The organism is Pseudomonas sp. (assembly GCF_050739935.1).
GTDB lineage: Bacteria > Pseudomonadota > Gammaproteobacteria > Pseudomonadales > Pseudomonadaceae > Aquipseudomonas.
Window position 1 is genome coordinate 1 of record NZ_JBOICF010000037.1, and the last position, 20257, is coordinate 20257.

15 protein-coding genes, 2 rRNA genes and 1 pseudogene are annotated in these 20257 nt (G+C 57.2%); 3 read left to right on the forward strand and 15 right to left on the reverse strand.

Annotated elements, in window-relative coordinates:
* Both ACRER8_RS06100 and rrf read left to right on the forward strand, forming a co-directional pair.
* Nucleotides 1–107 (forward strand): 23S ribosomal RNA (locus ACRER8_RS06100); the annotation flags it as partial.
* 154 nt (nt 108–261) lie between these two features.
* Nucleotides 262–377 (forward strand): 5S ribosomal RNA (gene rrf, locus ACRER8_RS06105).
* Between the two features lie 107 nt (nt 378–484).
* On the opposite strand, the gene ACRER8_RS06110 is transcribed toward rrf, so the two are convergent.
* The 10 genes from ACRER8_RS06110 to ACRER8_RS06155 form a co-directional block, all read right to left on the reverse strand.
* On the reverse strand, nt 485–2830 hold the full coding sequence (locus tag ACRER8_RS06110; RefSeq protein ID WP_431745463.1) for a TonB-dependent siderophore receptor: 2346 nt from the start codon (nt 2828–2830) through the stop codon (nt 485–487).
* A gap of 257 nt (nt 2831–3087) precedes the next feature.
* Complete coding sequence (locus ACRER8_RS06115) at nt 3088–4083, reverse strand: DUF4880 domain-containing protein (protein ID WP_431745451.1); 996 nt, start codon at nt 4081–4083, stop codon at nt 3088–3090.
* A gap of 10 nt (nt 4084–4093) precedes the next feature.
* Nucleotides 4094–4594 (reverse strand): sigma-70 family RNA polymerase sigma factor, encoded by a 501-nt coding sequence (locus tag ACRER8_RS06120; RefSeq protein ID WP_431745452.1) that lies wholly within the window; start codon nt 4592–4594, stop codon nt 4094–4096.
* A 142-nt stretch (nt 4595–4736) separates the two neighbouring features.
* A complete protein-coding gene (locus ACRER8_RS06125) occupies nt 4737–5207 on the reverse strand; it encodes an SRPBCC family protein (RefSeq protein ID WP_431745464.1) in 471 nt (156 codons plus the stop codon).
* A gap of 49 nt (nt 5208–5256) precedes the next feature.
* On the reverse strand, nt 5257–8709 hold the full coding sequence (locus ACRER8_RS06130) for a thioester reductase domain-containing protein (RefSeq protein ID WP_431745453.1): 3453 nt from the start codon (nt 8707–8709) through the stop codon (nt 5257–5259).
* On the reverse strand, nt 8706–9650 hold the full coding sequence (locus ACRER8_RS06135; RefSeq protein ID WP_431745454.1) for a diiron oxygenase: 945 nt from the start codon (nt 9648–9650) through the stop codon (nt 8706–8708). Before ACRER8_RS06135 ends, ACRER8_RS06130 begins: the two co-directional genes overlap by 4 nt.
* A gap of 49 nt (nt 9651–9699) precedes the next feature.
* Entirely contained in the window at nt 9700–10476 is a 777-nt protein-coding gene (locus ACRER8_RS06140; protein WP_431745455.1) for a DUF3050 domain-containing protein, read from the reverse strand.
* 896 nt (nt 10477–11372) lie between these two features.
* Nucleotides 11373–12116 (reverse strand): GntR family transcriptional regulator, encoded by a 744-nt coding sequence (locus ACRER8_RS06145; protein WP_431745465.1) that lies wholly within the window; start codon nt 12114–12116, stop codon nt 11373–11375.
* A 472-nt stretch (nt 12117–12588) separates the two neighbouring features.
* A complete protein-coding gene (locus ACRER8_RS06150) occupies nt 12589–13593 on the reverse strand; it encodes an aldo/keto reductase (protein WP_431745456.1) in 1005 nt (334 codons plus the stop codon).
* Nucleotides 13594–14326: 733 nt separating this feature from the next.
* Nucleotides 14327–15019, reverse strand: a complete 693-nt coding sequence (locus ACRER8_RS06155; RefSeq protein WP_431745457.1) for an HAD-IA family hydrolase — start codon at nt 15017–15019, stop codon at nt 14327–14329.
* A 250-nt stretch (nt 15020–15269) separates the two neighbouring features.
* On the opposite strand from ACRER8_RS06155, the gene ACRER8_RS06160 reads away from it, so the two are divergent.
* Nucleotides 15270–16757, forward strand: a complete 1488-nt coding sequence (locus ACRER8_RS06160; protein ID WP_431745458.1) for a YdgA family protein — start codon at nt 15270–15272, stop codon at nt 16755–16757.
* A 207-nt stretch (nt 16758–16964) separates the two neighbouring features.
* Here ACRER8_RS06160 and ACRER8_RS06165 read toward each other — a convergent pair whose 3' ends face one another.
* From ACRER8_RS06165 to ACRER8_RS06185, 5 genes and pseudogenes are all read right to left on the reverse strand, one after another.
* Nucleotides 16965–18095, reverse strand: coding sequence for a mechanosensitive ion channel family protein (locus ACRER8_RS06165; protein ID WP_431745459.1), 1131 nt, complete (start codon nt 18093–18095; stop codon nt 16965–16967).
* Nucleotides 18096–18205: 110 nt separating this feature from the next.
* Nucleotides 18206–18454 (reverse strand): annotated as a pseudogene (locus ACRER8_RS06170) (hypothetical protein); the annotation flags it as partial.
* 65 nt (nt 18455–18519) lie between these two features.
* Nucleotides 18520–18906 carry a hypothetical protein gene (locus ACRER8_RS06175; protein ID WP_431745460.1) on the reverse strand — a complete coding sequence of 129 codons (387 nt, stop codon included), beginning with the start codon at nt 18904–18906 and terminating at the stop codon, nt 18520–18522.
* A 359-nt stretch (nt 18907–19265) separates the two neighbouring features.
* Entirely contained in the window at nt 19266–19589 is a 324-nt protein-coding gene (locus tag ACRER8_RS06180; RefSeq protein WP_431745461.1) for a 3-hydroxydecyl-ACP dehydratase, read from the reverse strand.
* A 12-nt stretch (nt 19590–19601) separates the two neighbouring features.
* Nucleotides 19602–20257: RHS repeat-associated core domain-containing protein (locus ACRER8_RS06185; RefSeq protein WP_431745462.1), on the reverse strand; the 656-nt coding region annotated here is incomplete at its 5' end.

The window sequence follows — 20257 nt, forward strand, 5'->3', positions numbered from 1 at the left end:
TGAGTTCCCTGAAGGGCCGTCGAAGACTACGACGTTGATAGGTTGGGTGTGTAAGCGCTGTGAGGCGTTGAGCTAACCAATACTAATTGCCCGTGAGGCTTGACCATATAACACCCAAGCAATTTGCTGACCTGAAAAGGCACCAGATTGCGGTGTGTGAAGACGAAACGAACCGAAAGTTCGACTCTTGCAAAACACCGATTCTATTACATACCCAATTTGCTGAAGCGAGGCCTAGGCCACGACTCAGTACCCGAATTTCTTGACGACCATAGAGCATTGGAACCACCTGATCCCATCCCGAACTCAGCAGTGAAACGATGCATCGCCGATGGTAGTGTGGGGTTTCCCCATGTGAGAGTAGGTCATCGTCAAGATTGAATTCCAAAACCCCTGTCTGCTACGAAGACAGGGGTTTTGTCGTTTCAGGACCATACAAAAGCCAGCTTCCGTTTCCGAAAGCTGGCTGATGAACGATCGCTATTTAGAACTGATAGCTCACGGTCGCGCTGACATTGCGCTCTTCGCCCATGTAGCAGAAGTTCAAGCTTGCACACGACGCGACATAAGACTCATCGGTAAGGTTATTGGCATTAAGCCTGACGTCCAAACCTTTCAGCCCCACCTTGCTCAAGTCATAACCCACCGAAGCGTCCCACAGCGCGTAGGAAGGCACCTTCATGGTGTTCTCGGAATCTACCCAGCTTGAGCCGACATATCGCAAGCCTGTGCCCAGCCGCAGCCCATCCAGCATACCGCTGTTGAACTTGTAGTCGCCCCACACCGATGCCATATGTTTCGGCGCCTGGGTCGGGGAGTTGCCCTTGTTGTCGATGTCGCTCACAGTGCTCGGCATTGATTTTGAATAATCAATGTCGGTCAGCGTATAGCTGCCCAAAACCTTGAAGTTCTCGGTCAACTGCATATGCGCTTCAAGCTCTAGACCCTGAGAACGAACAGCACCGATCGCGCGGTAGAAGTTCTCTTGGGGCAGTTTGGTCGCCAGGTTCTCTTGGTCAATGCGGAACACCGAGGCCGTGAACAGATTGTCAGTCCCCGGCGGCTGATATTTGATGCCGGCTTCCCATTGCTTGCCATCAGTAGGGGCTAGTGGGTTGCCAGCGCTGTCGGAATACGAGTTCGGGTTGAATGACTCGGAATAGCTGATGTAAGGCGCAACACCGTTGTCGAACAAATACAGCACGCCAGCGCGACCCGTAGTCTTGGTGCGTTTGTCGTTGATCTCGGTGCCTTCAGGACGGTTGTATTCGGCGATGCGGTTTTCATCCGACGTCTCGACCCAGTCATGACGCAAGCCCAGCGAGAAGCGCCACTTCTCCCATTCGATCAGATCCTGTGCATACATCCCGGTTTGCTCCAGACGCCGCAAATAGCTGGTGGGGTCGTAGTAGCTGATTTCCGAATTGCCATACACCGGGTTGAACGCATTGATCGGCGCCAGAGCGCCGCTTTGCCAATCCACCACGGTTTTGCGCCGCTGATAGTCCGCGCCGACCAACGCGGTATGTTTGACCGGGCCTGTGAAGAAGTCGGCCTGCAGCATGTTATCGACGATGTACGAATGCAGATGCTCGTTGGCACCCGAGTAGTAGCGGTTGAGCTCGTTGCTCGTCGGTGAGGTCCAGCCGTAGCTGTAGACCTGATCCAGACTCACCTTCGAATCCAGATAACGGAAGTTCTGCCGCGCGGTGAAGACATCGTTGAAGCGATGCTCGAACTGATAGCCGAACGACTGCTGATCACGGCTATAGCCATCGATGCCGGGTTCGCCTTCAAAGAAGTGCTCGGAGATGCGTTGACCATTACGCTGATGCAATGCGCCGTCTGCCGGGTTGCCGCCGTGGTATCCGCCTTCCGGATCATGTTGCAGGTATGCCTGGAGGGTAAGCGACGTGTCTTCGGTGAAGTCGATGCTCAGCGTGGGAGCCAGCGCATAGCGTTTCTCTTCGGCGTGATCGAATTGCGTGTCGGATTTGTCGGTCAGACCGACCAGGCGATAGGCGATGCGTTTGTCTTCATCCACAGGGCCGCTGAAGTCAAACCCTACCCCACGCTGATTGTTGGAGCCCACCGTCGCCTGAATCTGGTGATAGGGTTCATACAGTGGCTTCTTGCTGGTCAGCGCAACCAGACCGCCCGGTGAACTACGGCCATACAATACCGATGACGGGCCTTTCAGGATATCGATGCGTTCGAGGAAATACGGATCAACCTGCATCGTGCTGTAGGTGCCGCTGTCCCCCATAGACTTCAGGCCGTCGAGGTAGATGTTGTCCACCGAGCCATCGTTGAAGCCGCGCATCGCCACATAGTCGTACCGGTGAGTCGCGCCATAAGGATTGGTCAGCACTCCCGGCGTATAACGCATCGCCTGAGCGACGGTCTGCGAGCCTTGGTCATCCAGCTGTTCACGCGTCACCACCGACACCGACTGCGAGGTTTCCAGCAGCGCCGTACTGGTCTTGGTCGCGACCTGGCTGTGAGTCGCGTTGTAGCCCTCCATGCTCCCCAGCGCATTGCCCAGCGCGAAACCCCGGATATCGGTACTCGGCAATGCCATCGCCTGATCATCGGCGCTGTGCAGCACATAGCCGCTGCCATCCTGGCTGATCGCTTGCAGGCCGCTGCCACCCAGCAAGACGGTCAGCGCCTGATCGGTGGAATAACTGCCTTGTAGCCCTGGAGATTGAAGTCCCGCTATCTGCTCGGGAGTGGCTGATAGCATGATCCCGGCCTGACGCGCGAACTGGTTCAATGCATCGGCCAACGGACCTGCCGGAATCGAGTAGCTGCGTGCCGGAGTGACCATCACCGAAGATTCCGCAGCCAGTGCATGCAGGGGCACGGTACAGGCCGACAGTGTGGTGGAAATTAGCGCGGCGCGAATGGCCGAACCAAGCAGGGAAGGTCTGGCGGAGTCTGAGCCCAAACGCTGAAGCTGATCGGGATGAGCCTGGTATATACGTTGAAGCCGGGTCATTGCGAGTTCCGTCAAGGTCGGTAAAGAGGAGGGGTACTGATCTCTAAGCCGGACGTGCTCGGGAAACCCGCCAAAAAAATTGCCTGTTATGCATTGCGTTGTAGTGTGACCCACCAGCGTGTGCGGTAGTTGAGGCGCACCGGCAGACTTTGCGGAAGGAGTGCCAGCAGTTTGTCGGTGTCTTCCAGACGAAACACCCCGGACAGGCGCAACTGAGCGACATCCTGCTCGCAGCCGACGTAACCTCGGCGATAGCGGGCGACTTCAGCGATGAAGTCACCCAGGCGCATGTTGCGGGTGACGATCAGTCCATCGGCCCAGGCACCCGGGTCCATATCCGGTTCAGGCAGCAGGTCGGCGTGCTGCCCGTTGATCGAGTAGCTCTGACCGGCGTGCACAGTCAGGGGTATTGAGACCGGGGAATGAATGAGCACACGACCTTCCGTGACACTGAGCCGCGTATGTTTTTCCTCCTGACGCATCACGAAGCACCCGGCCAGACCTTCAACCATGCCATGCTTGCAGCCGACCAGTAGCGGCCGTGGCGGTATGCTTCCCGCATCGGAGCCGCAGTTGATCAGAATCTCGCCTTTGTTCAACGTTATCAGGCGCTGCCTGGCACTGAAGTTCTGATCCACTGCCGAATCGGTATTGAGCCGCAGACGTGTTCCATCCGTTAGAGCGAAGCCGCTGCGCTGGCCGATCCGGGTCGAGAAATCGGCTGTCCACTGCTGCCAGGGCGCAAGGTCCTTCGCCAGATACGCACCAGAACCCGCCACCAGCAGGCCCGACAGCAGCTTCAGCGCCTGCCTGCGGCCCAGTCGCTGCGCGCTGGTCTCCAACGCATCGAAGGCGGCACCGCTGGCCGGGAGCGCCTGAAAGCGGCTGTGCAAATCAGCGTTGAGCGAGAGAACCCGCTGCCAGGCGCATTCATGATCGGGATGGGCTGCGCGCCATTGCTCGCAGCGTCGGTGAACACGCGGGCTGGCCGCGTTGTTGTTGAGGCGCATCATCCATTCGATGGCTTGCCGAACCACGGCGGGCGAAGGTTGCAGGTGATCGAGTAAGGATGCCTGATTCATGCGTCATGACTCACGTTGCGTACTTCAGCAGGTAACAGTGGTACAGCGCGTCTGCCACATGACGCTCGACGGAGCGCAAGGAGATGCCCATGTATTCGGCGATCTGCTTGTAGGGCATGCCTTCGCATTGGGCGAAGAGGAATGCACGGCGCACGTTCGGTTTGAGCCCGTCGAGCATTCTGGCGATATTTTCCAGCAACTCGAACACCAGTTCGCGGGATTCTGGCGAAGGCGTTTCGTGTTCGGGTAAATGGGCAAGGGCTTCGAGGTAGGCACGCTCCAGCTCTTCACGGCGCCAATGATCAATCACCAGACCCCGCGCGACAGTACGCAGAAACGCCCTCGGCGCTTTCAACTCCAGCAATTCGCTGCGATTGAGCAGGCGCACGAACGTATCCTGGGCCAGGTCCGCGGCATCTGCAGCGTTGCCCAACTTGCTGCGCAGCCAGCCGTTGAGCCAGCTGTGGTGATCGCTGTAAAGAGTGCGCAAGTTTGCGTGATAAGAAGGCATCAAAACGCGCCGTCCCAGCGCCGCTCAAATGATAATTAGTCGCATTGTGTGAAGGCGCTGGAGAATTTGCAACTGGCGATTACAAACGACAAAGCCCGCCCAGGCCGATGCCGGGGCGGGTTGTGGATCTGTAGGGTGATTATCAGGCGAACAATTTTTGCACGTTGTTCATCGCATCATCGGCGAAACCCTGCAGGAAAGCCTGAAATTCCTCGGCGCTCGCAGAATTGCCTTCGGCGGGCTCAGCGATGATTGTCCAGGTGGCGATGCTTTTATCATCAGTAACGCGCGCCACCGTCATCGAAGCCCAAAGGCTGCCGACGCCAAGGTTGTTATGGATCGTCGTCCAGGTCATGAACAGCGCATTGTCATCACGCGAATTGAGTTGCTCGACCACCTCCAAGCCACCTTCCTTGAATTTCTTGTAACGGACCGAACCGATGCCATTACCGATGACTTCGATGCTGGCCAGCGCCGGGATGAATTTCGTAAAGCCGCCAAAATCCCCCACGATCTGCCAGACGTCGCTCGCCGTCGCTGCGACCTCTACCGAAGCCACTACCGGCGTACCGGACGGGTTGCTGATCAGCGTGTCGGGTTTCAGGGTGTCGATGGTGTTGATTGCGTTCATGTCGTTCTCCGTTACGTACGTGGGTATTGCGTCAGATGAACTCGATTTCTTTCAGGTAATCGCAGCCCTTGCGCAGTAGCGCCGGGGTTTTCTGCGGGTAGCGTTCGCCCATGCGCTGTACACCGGCGAGGGCGTTTTGATAGGCGATCATCGAGATGTCGCCGATGTCTTCCTCGAAGCCGTCGAGGTAGAAGCCGAGCACGCCGAATAGCGCGTTATCGCTGTCGACTCTGTTCAGCTGGCTCTGCCAGTGCGCGATGCTGACCATCTCGAATTCACGTCCGGCCTCGCGGAACGCATCGACATAGCCGCTCCAGCTCAGCGGCTCAGGGTTGTGCAGATTGAATACCGCGCGGGTGGGCTGATAACGGCTGCTGTGAAAGCCGATGAAGCGCGCGAGGAAGTCCACTGGCATCAAGTCGAAGGTCATCGAGAACTCAGGAACCTGCCCCAATTGCATCGAGCCTTTGAGCATCAGCATCAGACGATTCTTGTGCGGCTGGCACACGCCGGTAACGCTGTTGAACGCGATATTGCCGGGCCGATAAACGTTCACCCATGCGCCCTTTTCGCGCGCCTGTTGCAGAATGCGTTCGGCGACCCATTTGGACAGGTTGTAGCCGTTCTTGATGTAGATCGGCGGGGTTTCGGCGGCGGGCGCTTCCAACACGCTGCCGTCTGCATCCACGGCGCTGGAGGCGGAAAGCGTCGAAACGAAGTTGAACACTTTCTTGCTGCGCCCCTCGCACAGTCGCAGGCATTCGAAGATCGGTGCGACGTTGTCCTTGGCAAGCGTCTCGTAATCTTGCACATGATTGACGTTGGCAGCGTTGTGTACCAAGGCGCCGAACTCCTGGTCCAGTCGCTCGTACACCTCATCACTCAGGCCCAGCTGCGGCTGGGTGATATCGGCTGCATAGACCCGCACCCGGCTCAGGTCCAGATGCTCCAGCCGGTTTTCACGCAAGGCGTCGACGAAGCGGTCCTGCGCCGTCAGCCCGTTGCCTTCGCGCACCAGACACGCCACTTCGGTAGCGCCCCAGGCCAACAACGCCTCGACGATGTGCACACCGAGAAAACCGTTGGCGCCAGTGACGATCACTTTATGCACATCGCCCAGCCGGCCAACCGGTAAAACAGCCAGATCGAGCGGCGCGTTGGCGTCCTTGAGTGCTTGCGCGCTGACAGTCCAGGACGATGAGCCATCGCTCTCGATCAACGATGCGAGGTTGATCAGTGTCGGCGCCTCGATGAAGCGGTTGATCGGAATGCTGCGCCCGAAACTCTCACGAATCCCCAGCAGCATTTGCGACAGTAGGATCGAGTGACCGCCCAGATTAAAAAAGCTCTCTTCGGTCGAAATATCTCCAGGCGGTAGCTCCAGCAGGTCCGCCCAGAGTGCCAGCAGCAGGCGTTCGTTTTCGGTTTCCGGCTGACGGCGGGGAGCTTGCTCGACCATGTTGACCGGCAATTGCAGCAGCGCCTTGCGATCAACCTTGCCGTTGTCCGCGAACGGCATTTTGGCAAGCTCGGTGTATGCCGCGGGACGCATGTAATCAGGCAACAGGCGTTCGACATGAGCTTTCAGCAAATGGCGCGCAGCGTCGGGTTCGACGCCTTGAGGTTGAGCGAGAAAGGCCAGAATCTGCCGCTGCTCATCGACCACCACGGCGACCTGCCGATACAGCTGGCTATCGCGCAGGCAATGCTCGATTTCTTCTGGCTCGACCCTGAATCCGCGGATCTTCACCTGATTGTCGCGCCGCCCGGACAGTTCAATGCCCTGGCTGGTCCACTTGCCGATGTCGCCGGTTCGATAGGCACGCAGGCTTTCACCGCCAAACAGCGCGATCTGCACATAGCGTTCTGCAGTCAACGTCGGGTTGTGGATGTAGCCCAGACACACGCCCGGCCCGACGATATACAGCTCGCCCGGCGTTTGCTCGGCGACCGGTTGCATCTGCTCATCGAGGATCAACAGCTGACTGTTGGCGATGGGCTGACCGAGATTGCGGTTGCTGCTGCCAGGCTGGAACTGCCCGGCGGTGATCAGCACCGTGGCTTCGGTCGGCCCATAGAGGTTGTGAAAATGGCATTGCGCGGCCAGACGCTCGATCACGTGCGGCTCGCAGACATCGCCACCGGTGCACAGATGTTCGAGCGTCAAGGGTCGGTCCATCGGCAGAATGCTCAACAGCGCAGGCGGCAGAAAGGCGTGGCTGAGGTTTTGATCCAGCAACTGGACCAACTGCAGTGGATCGCGGCGCTGGTCTTCGCTGGCGACTACGAGCTCGGCGCCACTGAGCAAGGTCGGGAAGATATCGATCACCGAGGAATCGAAACTCAATGTCGAGAACTGCAACACCCGGCTGTGCTCCGACAGGCTGACATAATCGGCGTACCAAGCCGTGAAGTGGCTCAGATTTCGCTGGCTGAGCATCACCCCCTTGGGATGCCCGGTGGTGCCCGATGTGTAGAGCGCCATACACGGTGTATCCGGCTCGGGCGAGCGGCGCATCAATGGCCGAAAGGTTGGCGTGACGTCGACATTGCTAATATCCAGTCCCGGCACACATTGACCAGCCAGCGGATGCTGACCGTCGTGCAGCAACAGCACGGCTCTGGAATTCTCCAGAATGTATTGTTGGCGCTGCAGCGGCTGATTGGGGTCGAGCGGCAGGTATACCGCTCCGGCCCCCAGAATCGCCAGAATCCCTGCAAACAGCGCTGCGGATTTCGGCAGGCAGATACCGATCACCAGCGGCTCGTCTGCAGGCTCTTTAAGCAGCGGCTGCATGAGCGCCTGAATCGCCACGCAGTGGGCGCGCAGCGCGTCGTAGCTGATGCGTTGACCGTCGATATTCAGCGCGACGCGAGTGGCGAATGTGCTGAAGCTCTGATCCAGCCGCGTCACCAGGGGCTGCTGCGCAATACTCAGCAAATGCGGTTGTGCGGTGTGATTGAAGCGATGTTCGAAGGCTAGATGATCCAGTCTTTGCAAGCCTTCCTGCCATTCGCTTTGTGGCGGCTCGACCCGTTCAGCTCGCGCAAGATAATCGGTGTCGCGAGAGAAGCGACTGACCAGCAACGCAATGCTGTCGATCAGCGTCGCAACGGCGCTGTCGCGCAGCATACGACCATTGCCTGAGGGCTCTGCGGGCATCTTTTCGCGCACGATCAAGCGCTGGGCCGTGGCCGATCCGTACCAACAAAGCAGCTCCACCTGCGGCAGTCCGGTTTGGGCGTTTGGGGTCAGCCCCACTCGCAGACCCAGATGCGCGCGAGTCTTGAAAGCTTGCAGTCGGTCGCTCGCCAGATCCAGCGTGCCATCCTCGATGAGCATCGACGCGCCGGTCAACGTGCTCTCTTGCAGCATTTGCGCATCGACCAACCGATGTATCTGGTGCCCGTGGCTGTCGAGCTCCACGCTCAGTTCGCTCAGGGCCCGACTGTGGCCGATGAGCACAATCTCCAGACGTTTCATTGCGCGCCTCCTGCCGGCAGATAGTCGGCAAGGGCGCGCTGCACGCAGGTGGAATCAAGCATCGAGCTGGTCTTGAAGAAACGCACGATGTTGCCCACCAGAGGGTGATGACGATTGATAGGGAAGCACATCGCCTGGGTTTCATCCCTAAGCGCCTGCTTGATGGGCTCGACGACCGCCAGATGCTCGATGAGCACGAAATCGAAGGACTTCTGGATGTCGTTGGTTAAATATTGAGCGATGAATGCCGGCATGATCCGGGCGATAACCGCCCGATCTTCTTCGGGCGCTGCGTTCCAGTAAATGCGCACCAGTCGCGCCCAGAACCCCGAATGCCGGCCCTCATCGAGCAGGTGGTCGGCCATCAATCCTTTGATCGATTGCTTGACCGTATCGTCCCTGGCGAATGCCGCGACATCGTTAGTCACGGTGTTTTCGGCGATGGCAACGCAAATCAGCTCGACTGCGCTGCGCAAATGATCAGGCGCCAAGGCCAGGGCGGCAGGGATGGCCCGGCTCAACTCAATTTCCGATGGCAGCTGGATGGGTTGGATGCCTGTCAATGCGATGGTCTGCTGCATGAAGTCCATGGCCACCAGCGCGTGATAATCCTCGTCGACCACCACCGTCATGGCGTCGTAGCGGCAGGCGAACGGAAAGCGGATCGCGAAGTTATCCTTGGCGATGCTGCGGGCGGTTTTGTCGACTATTTCAGTCTCGAAAATCACCACATCGTTGATGAATTTGTACAGGCTTTGAATCAGTGCGAAGTCACGCAGATGCGGGCACTCGCGAGTGAACGTCTCGCTGAGGACCAGCGGCTGGCGGCTCAATGGATAGATGAGCTTTTCATCATTCTCGACGATACGGCGTGGGCGGGTGCGGATCGTCGCGCGGCCTTCCCAGGCTTCGGCAAACGATAGATAGTCTTCGGCTTTCATGATGTCGTCCTTGTGTGAAGAGCAAAGGGTTCATGGGTTGGCGAACGGCTCATGCGCTGACCTCCAGCGCCGGTTCGCGCATGCTTATGCGAAGGGCGTCCCACAGGGCGATGCGGCTTTCCACGGCGGCGATGGCGGCCTCGTAAACTTGCTTCTCACGCTCCTGGCTCCCACCGACCAGGCGCTCAAGCAGCGACTCGGCCGCCGGGCCGTGATCCTCCGAGTCGACTTCGATGTGGCGTTCCAGGTAGTAACGAAACGTCGGTGCCTCGTCGGCGGTTATGCCCCACTCATCGAGGATGCTTTGGAACATCTGCGGGATGACGCTTTCGCGGCCATGCAGAAAAGCGGCGGCAACGCTGTGCGCCGGTGCATTGAGCACAGTATCCAGGGTGTCCCGAACGAAGCGCGCTTCAGCCTTGCCAGCGTTGACGCTGTCCAGGGCGGTCTCGTAATGCACGCCTTCTTTTTGCAGCTCGACGAAGCGTTCGACCTGCGCGGTACTGGCGCCGACCTCACGCATGGCGTCCAGATACAGTTCGAAATGGCTGTAGTGGCCGTGATCGAGGCGGTCGTCGGATTCCTCCCCCAGTACGATCTCGTTGATCAGACGTGCGGCCTCCGGATCCTTAGGAGGCAACCACGGAAGCCGGGTACAACTCAGTTCCTGCTGCAGGCGTTTGGTCAGCGACATGAAGTCCCAGACCGCGAAGACATGAGCCTCCATAAAACGTCGCAGCACATCCAATGAATCAATTTCAGAGAATATTGGATGAGCGCTTAGTTCCAGCTTTTTACGATTCAGTAGTTGTTTTTGAATATTCATGTTGACGTCCTTGAGGTGAATAAGTGCTGTGGCAACCTTGCCGTTTCGTTATGACTTAGTGGCAGCAAGTTAGGCTGGATAAATACGCCTGGGTTGCGCCGCCATAAATAGCGGGCGAGCACGGTTGCGAACAGATACTTCGTTTAATGGTCGTGAGCTGTCTAGTCAGGCGTTATGAGCCTGGAGTCGGCGTAATGAATGAAGTCCTGCCACCGGGGCTTTCGGCGTCATTCAAGTGGCGACGAGAAAACGTTAAGCACTTTTTAATTAAGTGGCAAACATTTTCTAATAATTTTTAATTGATGTAAAAGTTGCGCGCAGAGAGTGCTTATAAAACTATGTCAGAAAGTTTTATTGTGGCGAGAGCAACCCTTCCAGCTCAATAGAGTCAGAATCGATAATAATGAACGAATGCCTCGTTCAAAGTTGCTCGTTAACTGAATAATCGATTTAGAAGAATTTTTGTGGGCGACGTTGTTGGGAGTCCCTTATTACGTCCATGCCCTGGCACAGCTCCTTTCGTTGCTCCATGAGAATTGCGATGCGGAACCGACTGCAGGCGAGCTCGTTATCCGAGTTTGCCTGAAACGCAGCAAGGCGCTGCGTTAACGAAGACAGAAATCGCGATAGATAGGGGGAATGAAGCGAGATGTGCCGCCGCACGGACATGGAAAAGCTGACCCGCACGATGATGTCTGGGAAGCGGGACTGCGAAAGACTTACGGATTTTGATTCTGGCCAGAGGCCGTAGAAGCGAGGCTTGTCCGGCAGTCTGCCGGGAACCGGCAGTAAAGGCAGACGCTTCGTTGAGATCTTACTGGACGAAGCTGTCGGTGCGAGCGAGGGCCAGGCCGCATGCTGGAAGGTGAACAGTCGGCATCACGATCGTTGAGCCGTCACTGAACGAGGGCGCGCTTCCTTGAAGCCGTGGCGAATTTGCCGACTTCCGCTGGACGACTTTTCAGATAGTTATTGATGGCCTCGACGCCGCGGTTCAAGTGGTGTGCGAGCGCACTCACCGTGGACTCGATGGCGCCTGCTTCGGCCATCTGCAACAACTCCAGGTGGTCATGCTGTGACAACTCGCCCAGCTCCATGTGCTTGAGGTTGAAGCGCAGGAAGCGTTCTTCCTCGTTCAGACCATCTTCGACCAGTTTGAGCAGGCGCTTATTGGGCGCTCGTGAGTAAAGCATCATGTGGAACAGTCGATTGAGCGTGCCGATTTTCGTGTAATCGGTTTCAACCTCAAGCTGTTCGATGAAATGCCGCGCGGTGGCGATGTCCTGCGCAGTCAGCAGCGGGATCGACTGCCGCAGGGCCTCGGATTCGAGCAGGATGCGCAGCGCATAGGCATCGGACGCGTCTTCGTTGATCAGCGGCGCGACGACGGCACCCTTGTGGGTTTCGACGCGCAGCAACGATTGGGCCTCAAGCTGGCGCAAAGCTTCACGCACAGGCATGCGGCTGACACCGAACAGTGTGGCCAGCTCCTGCTGGCGCAACGCAATCCCTGCCGGCAAGCGGCCATCGAGTATCGCGCTGCGCAGTTTTTCTTCGATAACGGCACGCGCCATATGCGCGGGCGGCTGTTCATTCCCTAGAATTTCCCGGAGAAATTGCTCTTTCTCAGTCCTGCGCATCGTTGCTTCTTCTTCACTCAACATACATTGGATCCAATGGCACACTAACGGCCTCGTCCGGCCTTGTCAAACATTGCAATATCTTTGACCCGGCTGCGGCGGACCGCATTCTACAAGGCTTCTGCCGTTCATGTGCGCGCTCTGATCTATCCTCTCGTCGACAAGAAACGTCGGAATCGGTCGTCTGGACACGGCGTCAACGTGCACGTCGACAGCAATCGAGATCATTGATTTCCAAGTCAGTGATTGCCAGATGCCACTATTTTGCTCGGTTGGAGGCGCATCAGCGAGTACCTCTGGTCGATCCCGTGGACTGCCAGCATTTGTGAATGGTCGGCGCAGGGCCTGGCAAACGGACGAAACAGCGGGGATTATCGTGGGGAAAAGGCCAAGCCAATAAATGGAAGTACACAACCCTATAGCAGTCCGGCTTGCAGCGATAGGCAAGTCGGACTGCTACAGGCGACTGACGTCAGATATACCGACCCGTCACAAAATGCTGCACATCGTTGAATCCTGGGGTCGACGCATGACCCGGCGTCACCAGTGAGTCAATGAATGCCTCATCTTCCGCCGTGATCTTCACGCTCAGCGCTTTGGTGTAGCTATTCCATTGCTCTTCGGTGCGCGGGCCGACGATGGCCGAACTCACAGCCTGGTTATTCAGCACCCAGGCGATGGCAAATTCCACCAGCCCGACACCTTTTTCCTGGGTGTAGTGCTGCAGCTTCTGGGCAATGTGCAACGATTCCGTGCGCCATTCGGTTTCCAGAATCCGCTTGTCCTGACGCCCGGCACGGGTGCTGCTGTCGGGGGTGACATCCGGTGCGTATTTGCCACTTAGCACGCCGCGCGCCAGCGGACTGTAAGGCACAACGCCCAGGCCGTAGAACTTGGCGGCGGTAATCTGCTCCAGCTCCGCCTGACGATTGACGATGTTGTACAGCGGCTGGCTGATTACCGGTCTGTCGACGCCCAGACGCTCGGCGACGTTGACCACTTCAGCGATACGCCAGCCACGAAAGTTGGACACGCCCCAATAACGGATCTTGCCTTCGCGGATCAGATCGCCAATGGCCGAAACGGTCACCTCCAGCGGCGTGCTGTGGTCTTCCTTGTGCAGGTAATGAATGTCGATGTAATCGGTGTCGAGACGCCGCAGGCTGGACTCGATCTCGTTAAAGATGTGCTTGCGGTTCAGGCCGCTGGTGTTTGGCGCGGTGTTACCGGAGCTACTGCCAACCTTGGTCGCTAGCACCCATTCGCTGCGGCGCGAGGCGATGGCTTCACCGACGATTTCTTCAGAGCGGCCGGCGTTGTAGACGTTGGCGGTATCGATGAAATTCACGCCTTCATCCCAGGCCTTGTCGATGATGCGCAACGATTCTTCGGTGCTGGTCTGCACGCCGAACATCATGGAACCCAGCGTCAGCGTTGAAACCTTGAGGCCGGATTGGCCAAGAATGCGGTAGTTCATTGCTCGCTATCCTTTTCGTCAGGGAAGTAGAAATCAGGACAGTCTGGGCAGGCTTGCAAGAGATCTCGTAAAGGCCATTCAGACCGACAGCTCTAGGCCGGACATACTCGCCTTTTTGAGGCGGATTTGAAAAGTGACAATTTCATAGTTTGCTTTCGAAAACTTGTAGCAGCATGACTCGCCAGCGGTAGCGGCAGCCAGCCAATGCATGCCTGGCTGATCCACCGCTACAGCCGGCAAGTCGTGCTGTTACCGGGATATATCCGAGGTCACAAGTCTTGCCTTACGGCCCGTCAGAAAGCACAGCGTGCCGCCCTCAGCGAGCAGACCATCCGGCGACGGATGCAGAGGGAATAGGTGGCCACTGTTGTTTTTAATGTCCTTGTCACTTGCTGCGGATCCCTTCCAGGCGGCGCGATCAATTGTAGGAGCCGGCTTGCTGGCGACGGCGGATTCAGCCACATCTACGTTGACTGACCCACCGCATTCGCCAGCAAGCCTATGCCCAGTGGCATTTGGGAAATCGCTATCGCTGGCGAGCCGGACTGCGGCAGAAATCACTCGAGGTATCAGCCGCTTCTGTCTTGAGGGCGTGGGAGGCCGGTTTGCCAACGATCTGTAGGGAGCCAGCAGCAATCCTGCCAATTCGGCGTGTGTGGATACGGCGCCGCACGGCCTACGGTTGCTTCGCAGCCGATCGTGGGACAAGTCGCGCACCTACAAAAGAATCGCGTCAGTCGCGATACCCCGGCAATCCCCAATCCTCTAGTGGAAACTCCGCCAGCGAGCCCAGTATCAGGTCGGCATGGGCATACTGTGCGACCGGCATGTGCGAATCCGGCACCGCTACGGCATACATCCCGGCGGTCTTGGCGGCCGTCACGCCGAATGGCGAATCCTCGAACACCAGGCAGTCTTTCGGGTCGACACCAAGATTGCGTGCGGCGACGAGGAAAATATCCGGCGCAGGCTTAGCTGCAGTCACATCCTGATGGTCCGCGGTCACCACGTGTTTGAACAACTCGAACCACGAACTGTGATTGCTGGTTTTCACGACGAAGTAATGCAACGAAGAACTGGTCCCCACCGCAATCGGGATGTTGTGTCTGGCGAGGTGGCGCACCAGCGTCTCAGCGCCCGGCATCGGCTGCGCGTGGGGGAAGCGCTCGTCAAGCATTGGCTGGCGGACGGTGAGGAATTCATCGGCGGACATTGGCAGTTCGAGTGCGCGGATCACATATTCGGCGAAATCCTGCGAGCCCCGACCGATAGAATGCTGTTTCACGTCCCAGTCGAAAGTCTTGCCGTGCCGCTTGGCGATGGCATCGGTCACCTCGGTATAAATGCCCTCGGTGTCCAGCAACAGGCCGTCCATGTCGAAAATCACCGCCTTGATCGGTCCCTTTGGCTTTTGCGCGTCGCTCATCTCATTGATCCCGTTTACAGATTGACCTCCAGCCTAACGCCTCGGCCAAGGCCCTGGCTAGGCGCGGCTCAAGCTCAGGGGACATCAGCGCTCAGCCGCAACGGCTGCAAAATGCCCTCGCCAAGTGCTAATCTCGCCGGGCTCTCGGCAGCGCAAAGTGCTGCTCGGCGTCCCTTGCGGCAGCCGAAACCCTACGGGGTCAGGGAAGACATTATCCCCTATTCAAGAACGGACATCTTCGAGTCGACACATGAAAAAATCAGCCAACATTGCCGTAGGCGTAGTCATCGTTGCAGGCGCTCTCATCTGCGCGGGCGCCTGGTACACGGGGACTCGCCTCGAAGGTGTGCTCGGTGATGCTGTTCAGCAAGGCAATCAGCAAATCCAGGCCGCATTCGCCGGTCACGAAGGCAGCGCGAGAGTCGAGCTGCTGTCGCTGGACCGTCACTTCTTCACCAGCACCGCTCATTACAAATTCAGACTGCAGAACCCCAGACTCAACGACGGCCAGACCATTGAGCTGCTGTTCGTGGATAACATTGAGCACGGCCCGTTTCCCTGGAGCCGGGTAAAATCCTTGAACCTGGTCCCGGCGATGGCTGCCAGCAACATGGAACTCGAAAAGAACATCTTCTCCGAGAAATGGTTCGCCATAACCAATGGACAGCCGCCGTTGAACGGGCATTTCAGCATGGGTTACGACCGCGCGGGGCAGGGCCGGATCGAATTGCTGCCGTTCCAGTTCGACGATCAGAACGGTTCGTTCAAGTTCTCGGGCCTTACCCTCAACGCCTCGGGTAGCGCCAATGGTGAAAAGCTAGAAGCCAACGGCGTGCTGGGCAGCCTCGATGTGACCGCCAACTCAGAAGAGGGGCCGGTGCATCTGACTCTCAATGACCTGACCTTCAACACCGGCGGAACCAAGGGCAAGTCCGGTTTCTATCTGGGCCACAGCGACGCCAAGGTGGCCTCGGCAACGTTTCAGGCCGCCGGTCAGCCGCCGGTGCAGTTCAAGGACTTCGTCAACACCAGCCTGTTGCAGGAAGTAGAAGGCAACCTCAATGCCCAGGTGACCTACGACATCGGCAATATTAGCTTCGACGGCAAGGACATCGGCTCCGCGCAGATGCTGTGGAAATTCGCCAACTTCGATATCGCGTCAACCAAGAACCTGCTGCAGATCTATCAGGAAAAAATCCAGCCTCAGGCCCAGGCGGCAGCGGCCATGGGCGAATCCTATACGCCGCAGTTGAGCGCCGCGGATCAGGCGCTGGTGCAGGCGGAAGTCGGCAAGTTGCTCGCGGCCAAGCCACATATCGAACTGGAAAAGCTGTCGCTGAAAACCGCCAGCGGCGAAAGTCATTTCAGCCTGTCGATGGACCTGGGTAACCCGACGAGCCTCGACCAGCCAGGCTCTGCGCTACTTAAACAGCTGCTGACCCAGGCAGACGCCAAACTGGTGCTGTCCAAACCGATGATTCGTGACCTGGCTTCCCTGCAAGCCAGATCAGCAGGTCTGACCGACCCCGCCGCCATCGCTCAACAGGCACAAGGCGCCGCCGAGTCGGTGGGCGGGATGGCGATCATGCTGCAAGTGGGCAAGGTCGAAGGTGACAACATCGTCTCCAACCTCCATTACGCCAATGACGTGGTGGACTTCAACGGCGAAAAAATGACCGCCCAACAATTCGCCGCCGCCATGATGGGCAAAGTGGTGATGTTCAATCGGGGATATTGAGGTTCAGGATTCAGCTACGGCCAGACTCGGTGCGGAAGCGAACAAGTTCGTTCCCGCACATTTCGCGCCAGGCCGCGCATCAACGGCACTCCACAGACGCTGTGGGAGCCATCGGAAATACGACTGTCGCGAAGAGGCCAGCATCGTCACCCCATCTCGCTTGCCCATCCGCCGTATTCGAGAGCAATCTCGCTCTCCCAGCCGTCCTCAAACCGGCGGCTGGCGCGCGATCTCAGTCGGCGCCTCGTGAGCGTCGCGCTCAGGCTGTACAGTGCGCGATGAAATCTCCGCCCTCAACTGCGGCAGGCACTGTGGATATTGCTTGGCGACAAAGCTGATCAGTCGCTCGCGCATATGGCAGCGTGCATCCCAGCTGCGGGATGAATCCGCCGAACTCAGCAACACCCGCAGTTGCATCGCTCTGTCAGTCGTATCGGTCACTTGCAAGACGCAGACCCGGCCATCCCACAGGTGTGGAATATTCTTGCAGATTCGCTCTGCCTCTTCGCGAAGCTCTTCCAGCGGCAACGCATAATCCACCCACAGAAATACTGATCCAATCAGGCTTGATGTGCTGCGTGTCCAGTTTTGAAAAGGCTTCTCGATGAAGTACTGCAGCGGGATCACCATCCGCCGCTCATCCCAGATCTTCACCACCACATAGGTGCCGCTGATTTCCTCGATACGCCCCCATTCGCCCTCGACGATCACCACATCGTCCAGACGAATCGGCTGCGAAATCGCAATCTGCAAACCCGCGATCAGATTCCCCAATACCGGCTTTGCGGCGAAACCCGCCGCCAGACCTGCGAGTCCGGCAGAGGCCAACAGGCTTGTACCGATCTGCCGCACAGGCGGAAAACTCATCAGGATCAGCCCTGTGCCGAACAACAGCACCAGCACGTTGAGGCAGCGCACCAGCACGCGCACTTGAGTCTGAATACGCCGTGCTTGCAGGTTGTCCTCAATGTCCAGCGGATTGCGAATCGCCACCGCTTCGCCAATCGCTTTGACGCAACTCAGCGCCAGCCAGGTAAACCCGGCCACCACCAGCATGCCGTTGAAATGTCGGACGCCCCTGATCAACATCAGATCGTCAGGCGCGGAGGTCCACACGGTTTGTAAAGCCAGCAGCGGAATCAGCCACAGGGTCGGCGCTTCTGCACGATGGATCAGTTGCTGGGCTAAAACGAAGGACCTGGCGATGCGTCGAAGACCCACCAGAGCAATCCAGCGCCCCAACAATGCGATGCACACGGCGGCGGTGGCGGCGATCAGGGTATTCAGCCAGGGTAACGGCAGGGCATTGAGCCAGGCGTCCGGAAGTAGGTGTTCCATACAGTTCGCTCGCGGGGAAGACGATTCAAAGACAAGATGTGTGAACCCCCAAGTCTGCCAATCGTTCCCCCACGTGCGGACATGGGCCGAAATCACAACGGCCTGCAAGCAGCCCCGGTCTTGCTGGTTGCAACACCGACAATCGCCCCTACCACCGCCGCCAACACGCACGCGCCAATCCCGGTGGCAGCCACCACGGCCGCTGTCGCCAGCCCAGTGATTGCAACATTGGCCGCGACCTCAAGCACACCGCCGAGGATGTCGGCCGTCATCGAGGTGCGAGGAAGGGCGTCGCCGAGGCATGCTGCATAAAGGGGGGGCAGATATTTAATGAAATAACGCTGGCGGACTGTATTCATAAACCCTCAGAACTTCAAAAACATAGCGATCTTCGAATTCTTCTGTGGGCGTTTCAGTTTGCGAATCAGAGTTTCTTAGCCTTCCATACTCGAGTGGCTGCGGTAAAAGAGAGTCCCTTGAATTGATTAGCGAACTCAAGGACCTTTTCCCACGCGTAGACCATTCTGGAGGTAGAACCGTCCTCGACGACAAGGTTCTGTCCGCTCTTCTTTAAGACCAGACTAAATGACGAGTCAGCGGCAATTATTTTGTGGGCGCGTTTTGAGTAGCTTTTCGTGAGTGCACCTAACATGTCCAGGAGATCGCTTAGAAAAATAAAGATCATCATGGATTGACTGGGTGTTCGCCCGGCGGAGGTGATGGTCACCCCTTCATGGGTTAGGGAGAAATCCCCTAAATCAAAACCGCTGAGTTGATCATCAATGGGTAGCAAGGTGAGTTTGATTTCCATGACTCAAGGGCCTGTGATAACGGGAAACATGGTCACGACAGAGTTGTCCTTCATATCTACAGCCACCCTTACGAGGTCTTTTCTGCCGTTGACGACAATCTTTTTCTCAAAAGTCTGAATTTGCTTGTTTGAGTCGGTGGTTACACGGCGGCCTTTAGCTACAACTCTGTTGGCAGCCTGCTTTAGTTGTCGTTTTGTGGTTCCGGTTTTGAATAGGCCGCCAGGGCCGCGAGGGTGATACGCTGATACATGGCGAGTATCGATATGCACCCATCCATAAATTACGCCGTAGATGTAATAACTGGTGTGGTTTTCATTTGTGAATAACCTTCATTTTAGCTATGTATTTTCATCAGCGCTTACCATCCGGATGGCACGCCATCTTCATCCTCGATGCAGATTCGCGTTTGTTTTCTGACCCAGGAGAACAGCGCAGATAAATCGCGCTCGATACTGGGCGAATGGCTGCTGATTTCTAAAAAAATCATATCCGGCTTCATAAAAACTCGCACATCGAACTGCCATGCGCCGGGCTGTTTGGGCTCCGTTCCGACTAACCAAAACTCTGTTGTCGATACGCACTTAGAGAACGTCCCGAGCGTAAAAAGTTTAGCTGTAATCTGCGCTGTATTCGATGAATACCATTCGGGTGTTTCAAATTTAACGATGAACTCTGCGGCCATGATTAGTCACTCTTACGTGCCATGGGGTCTGCCCGATACGGAAGGGAAATTTGCTGGATTTCTCAAACCTATGTGGGCCTCTGAGGAATGAGTATTTACGCTTGTCATTCCATTATCTGCAAGCTCAATTGCTCCAGGATTGCCATGTCGTCCCACTGACTTGTGGGCGTGCGCATTGTTGCCTGCCTTATATGGGGTGGCATTAGTGTTCCCATAGGCGTGAATCTGCGCTTCCGAGCCATCAGAATGTACCCAGCGTTGATTTTTAGGGTTGGCAGGGTTTGTTCTGCTAAAACCGTTGCTGTTCAGAATCTTTTCAGCCTGCCCTATGGATTTTCCCTTAAGAGGTGGCAGCAGTGAGACACTTGGTTTGGAAGCAAATCTGCCTCTTGCATCTATCCATCTACCCCTAGAGTTTTGTCTGGTCGCCATGCCGCAAGCGAGACCGAGGGCATCCACCCACCCAACCGGATTCGGCGCATACGCATAAAGATTAATTCCGCCCGCCAACCCAATCGGGTCCGGCGTCGTAAACCGTCCTACATCCGGGTCATAGAACCTGAAAGTGTTGTAGTGCAATCCGGTCTCGCGATCAAGGTATTGGCCCTGGAATCGCAAGTTCTGTTCTTCGATGAAATAAGGCTCGCGCACCTCTTCGGCGGTGTTGC

Bases quoted from the DNA above. Each gene is read 5' to 3' on its own strand.
- ACRER8_RS06175 (WP_431745460.1), bottom strand. From the start codon at position 18,906: ATGGAAATCAAACTCACCTTGCTACCCATTGATGATCAACTCAGCGGT.
- ACRER8_RS06115 (WP_431745451.1), bottom strand. From the start codon at position 4,083: ATGAATCAGGCATCCTTACTCGATCACCTGCAACCTTCGCCCGCCGTG.
- ACRER8_RS06155 (WP_431745457.1), bottom strand. From the start codon at position 15,019: ATGAGCGACGCGCAAAAGCCAAAGGGACCGATCAAGGCGGTGATTTTC.
- ACRER8_RS06145 (WP_431745465.1), bottom strand. From the start codon at position 12,116: ATGCGCAGGACTGAGAAAGAGCAATTTCTCCGGGAAATTCTAGGGAAT.
- ACRER8_RS06135 (WP_431745454.1), bottom strand. From the start codon at position 9,650: ATGAAAGCCGAAGACTATCTATCGTTTGCCGAAGCCTGGGAAGGCCGC.
- ACRER8_RS06130 (WP_431745453.1), bottom strand. From the start codon at position 8,709: ATGAAACGTCTGGAGATTGTGCTCATCGGCCACAGTCGGGCCCTGAGC.
- ACRER8_RS06110 (WP_431745463.1), bottom strand. From the start codon at position 2,830: ATGGTCACTCCGGCACGCAGCTACTCGATTCCGGCAGGTCCGTTGGCC.
- ACRER8_RS06140 (WP_431745455.1), bottom strand. From the start codon at position 10,476: ATGAATATTCAAAAACAACTACTGAATCGTAAAAAGCTGGAACTAAGC.
- ACRER8_RS06180 (WP_431745461.1), bottom strand. From the start codon at position 19,589: ATGGCCGCAGAGTTCATCGTTAAATTTGAAACACCCGAATGGTATTCA.
- ACRER8_RS06160 (WP_431745458.1), top strand. From the start codon at position 15,270: ATGAAAAAATCAGCCAACATTGCCGTAGGCGTAGTCATCGTTGCAGGC.
- ACRER8_RS06120 (WP_431745452.1), bottom strand. From the start codon at position 4,594: ATGCCTTCTTATCACGCAAACTTGCGCACTCTTTACAGCGATCACCAC.
- ACRER8_RS06150 (WP_431745456.1), bottom strand. From the start codon at position 13,593: ATGAACTACCGCATTCTTGGCCAATCCGGCCTCAAGGTTTCAACGCTG.
- ACRER8_RS06165 (WP_431745459.1), bottom strand. From the start codon at position 18,095: ATGGAACACCTACTTCCGGACGCCTGGCTCAATGCCCTGCCGTTACCC.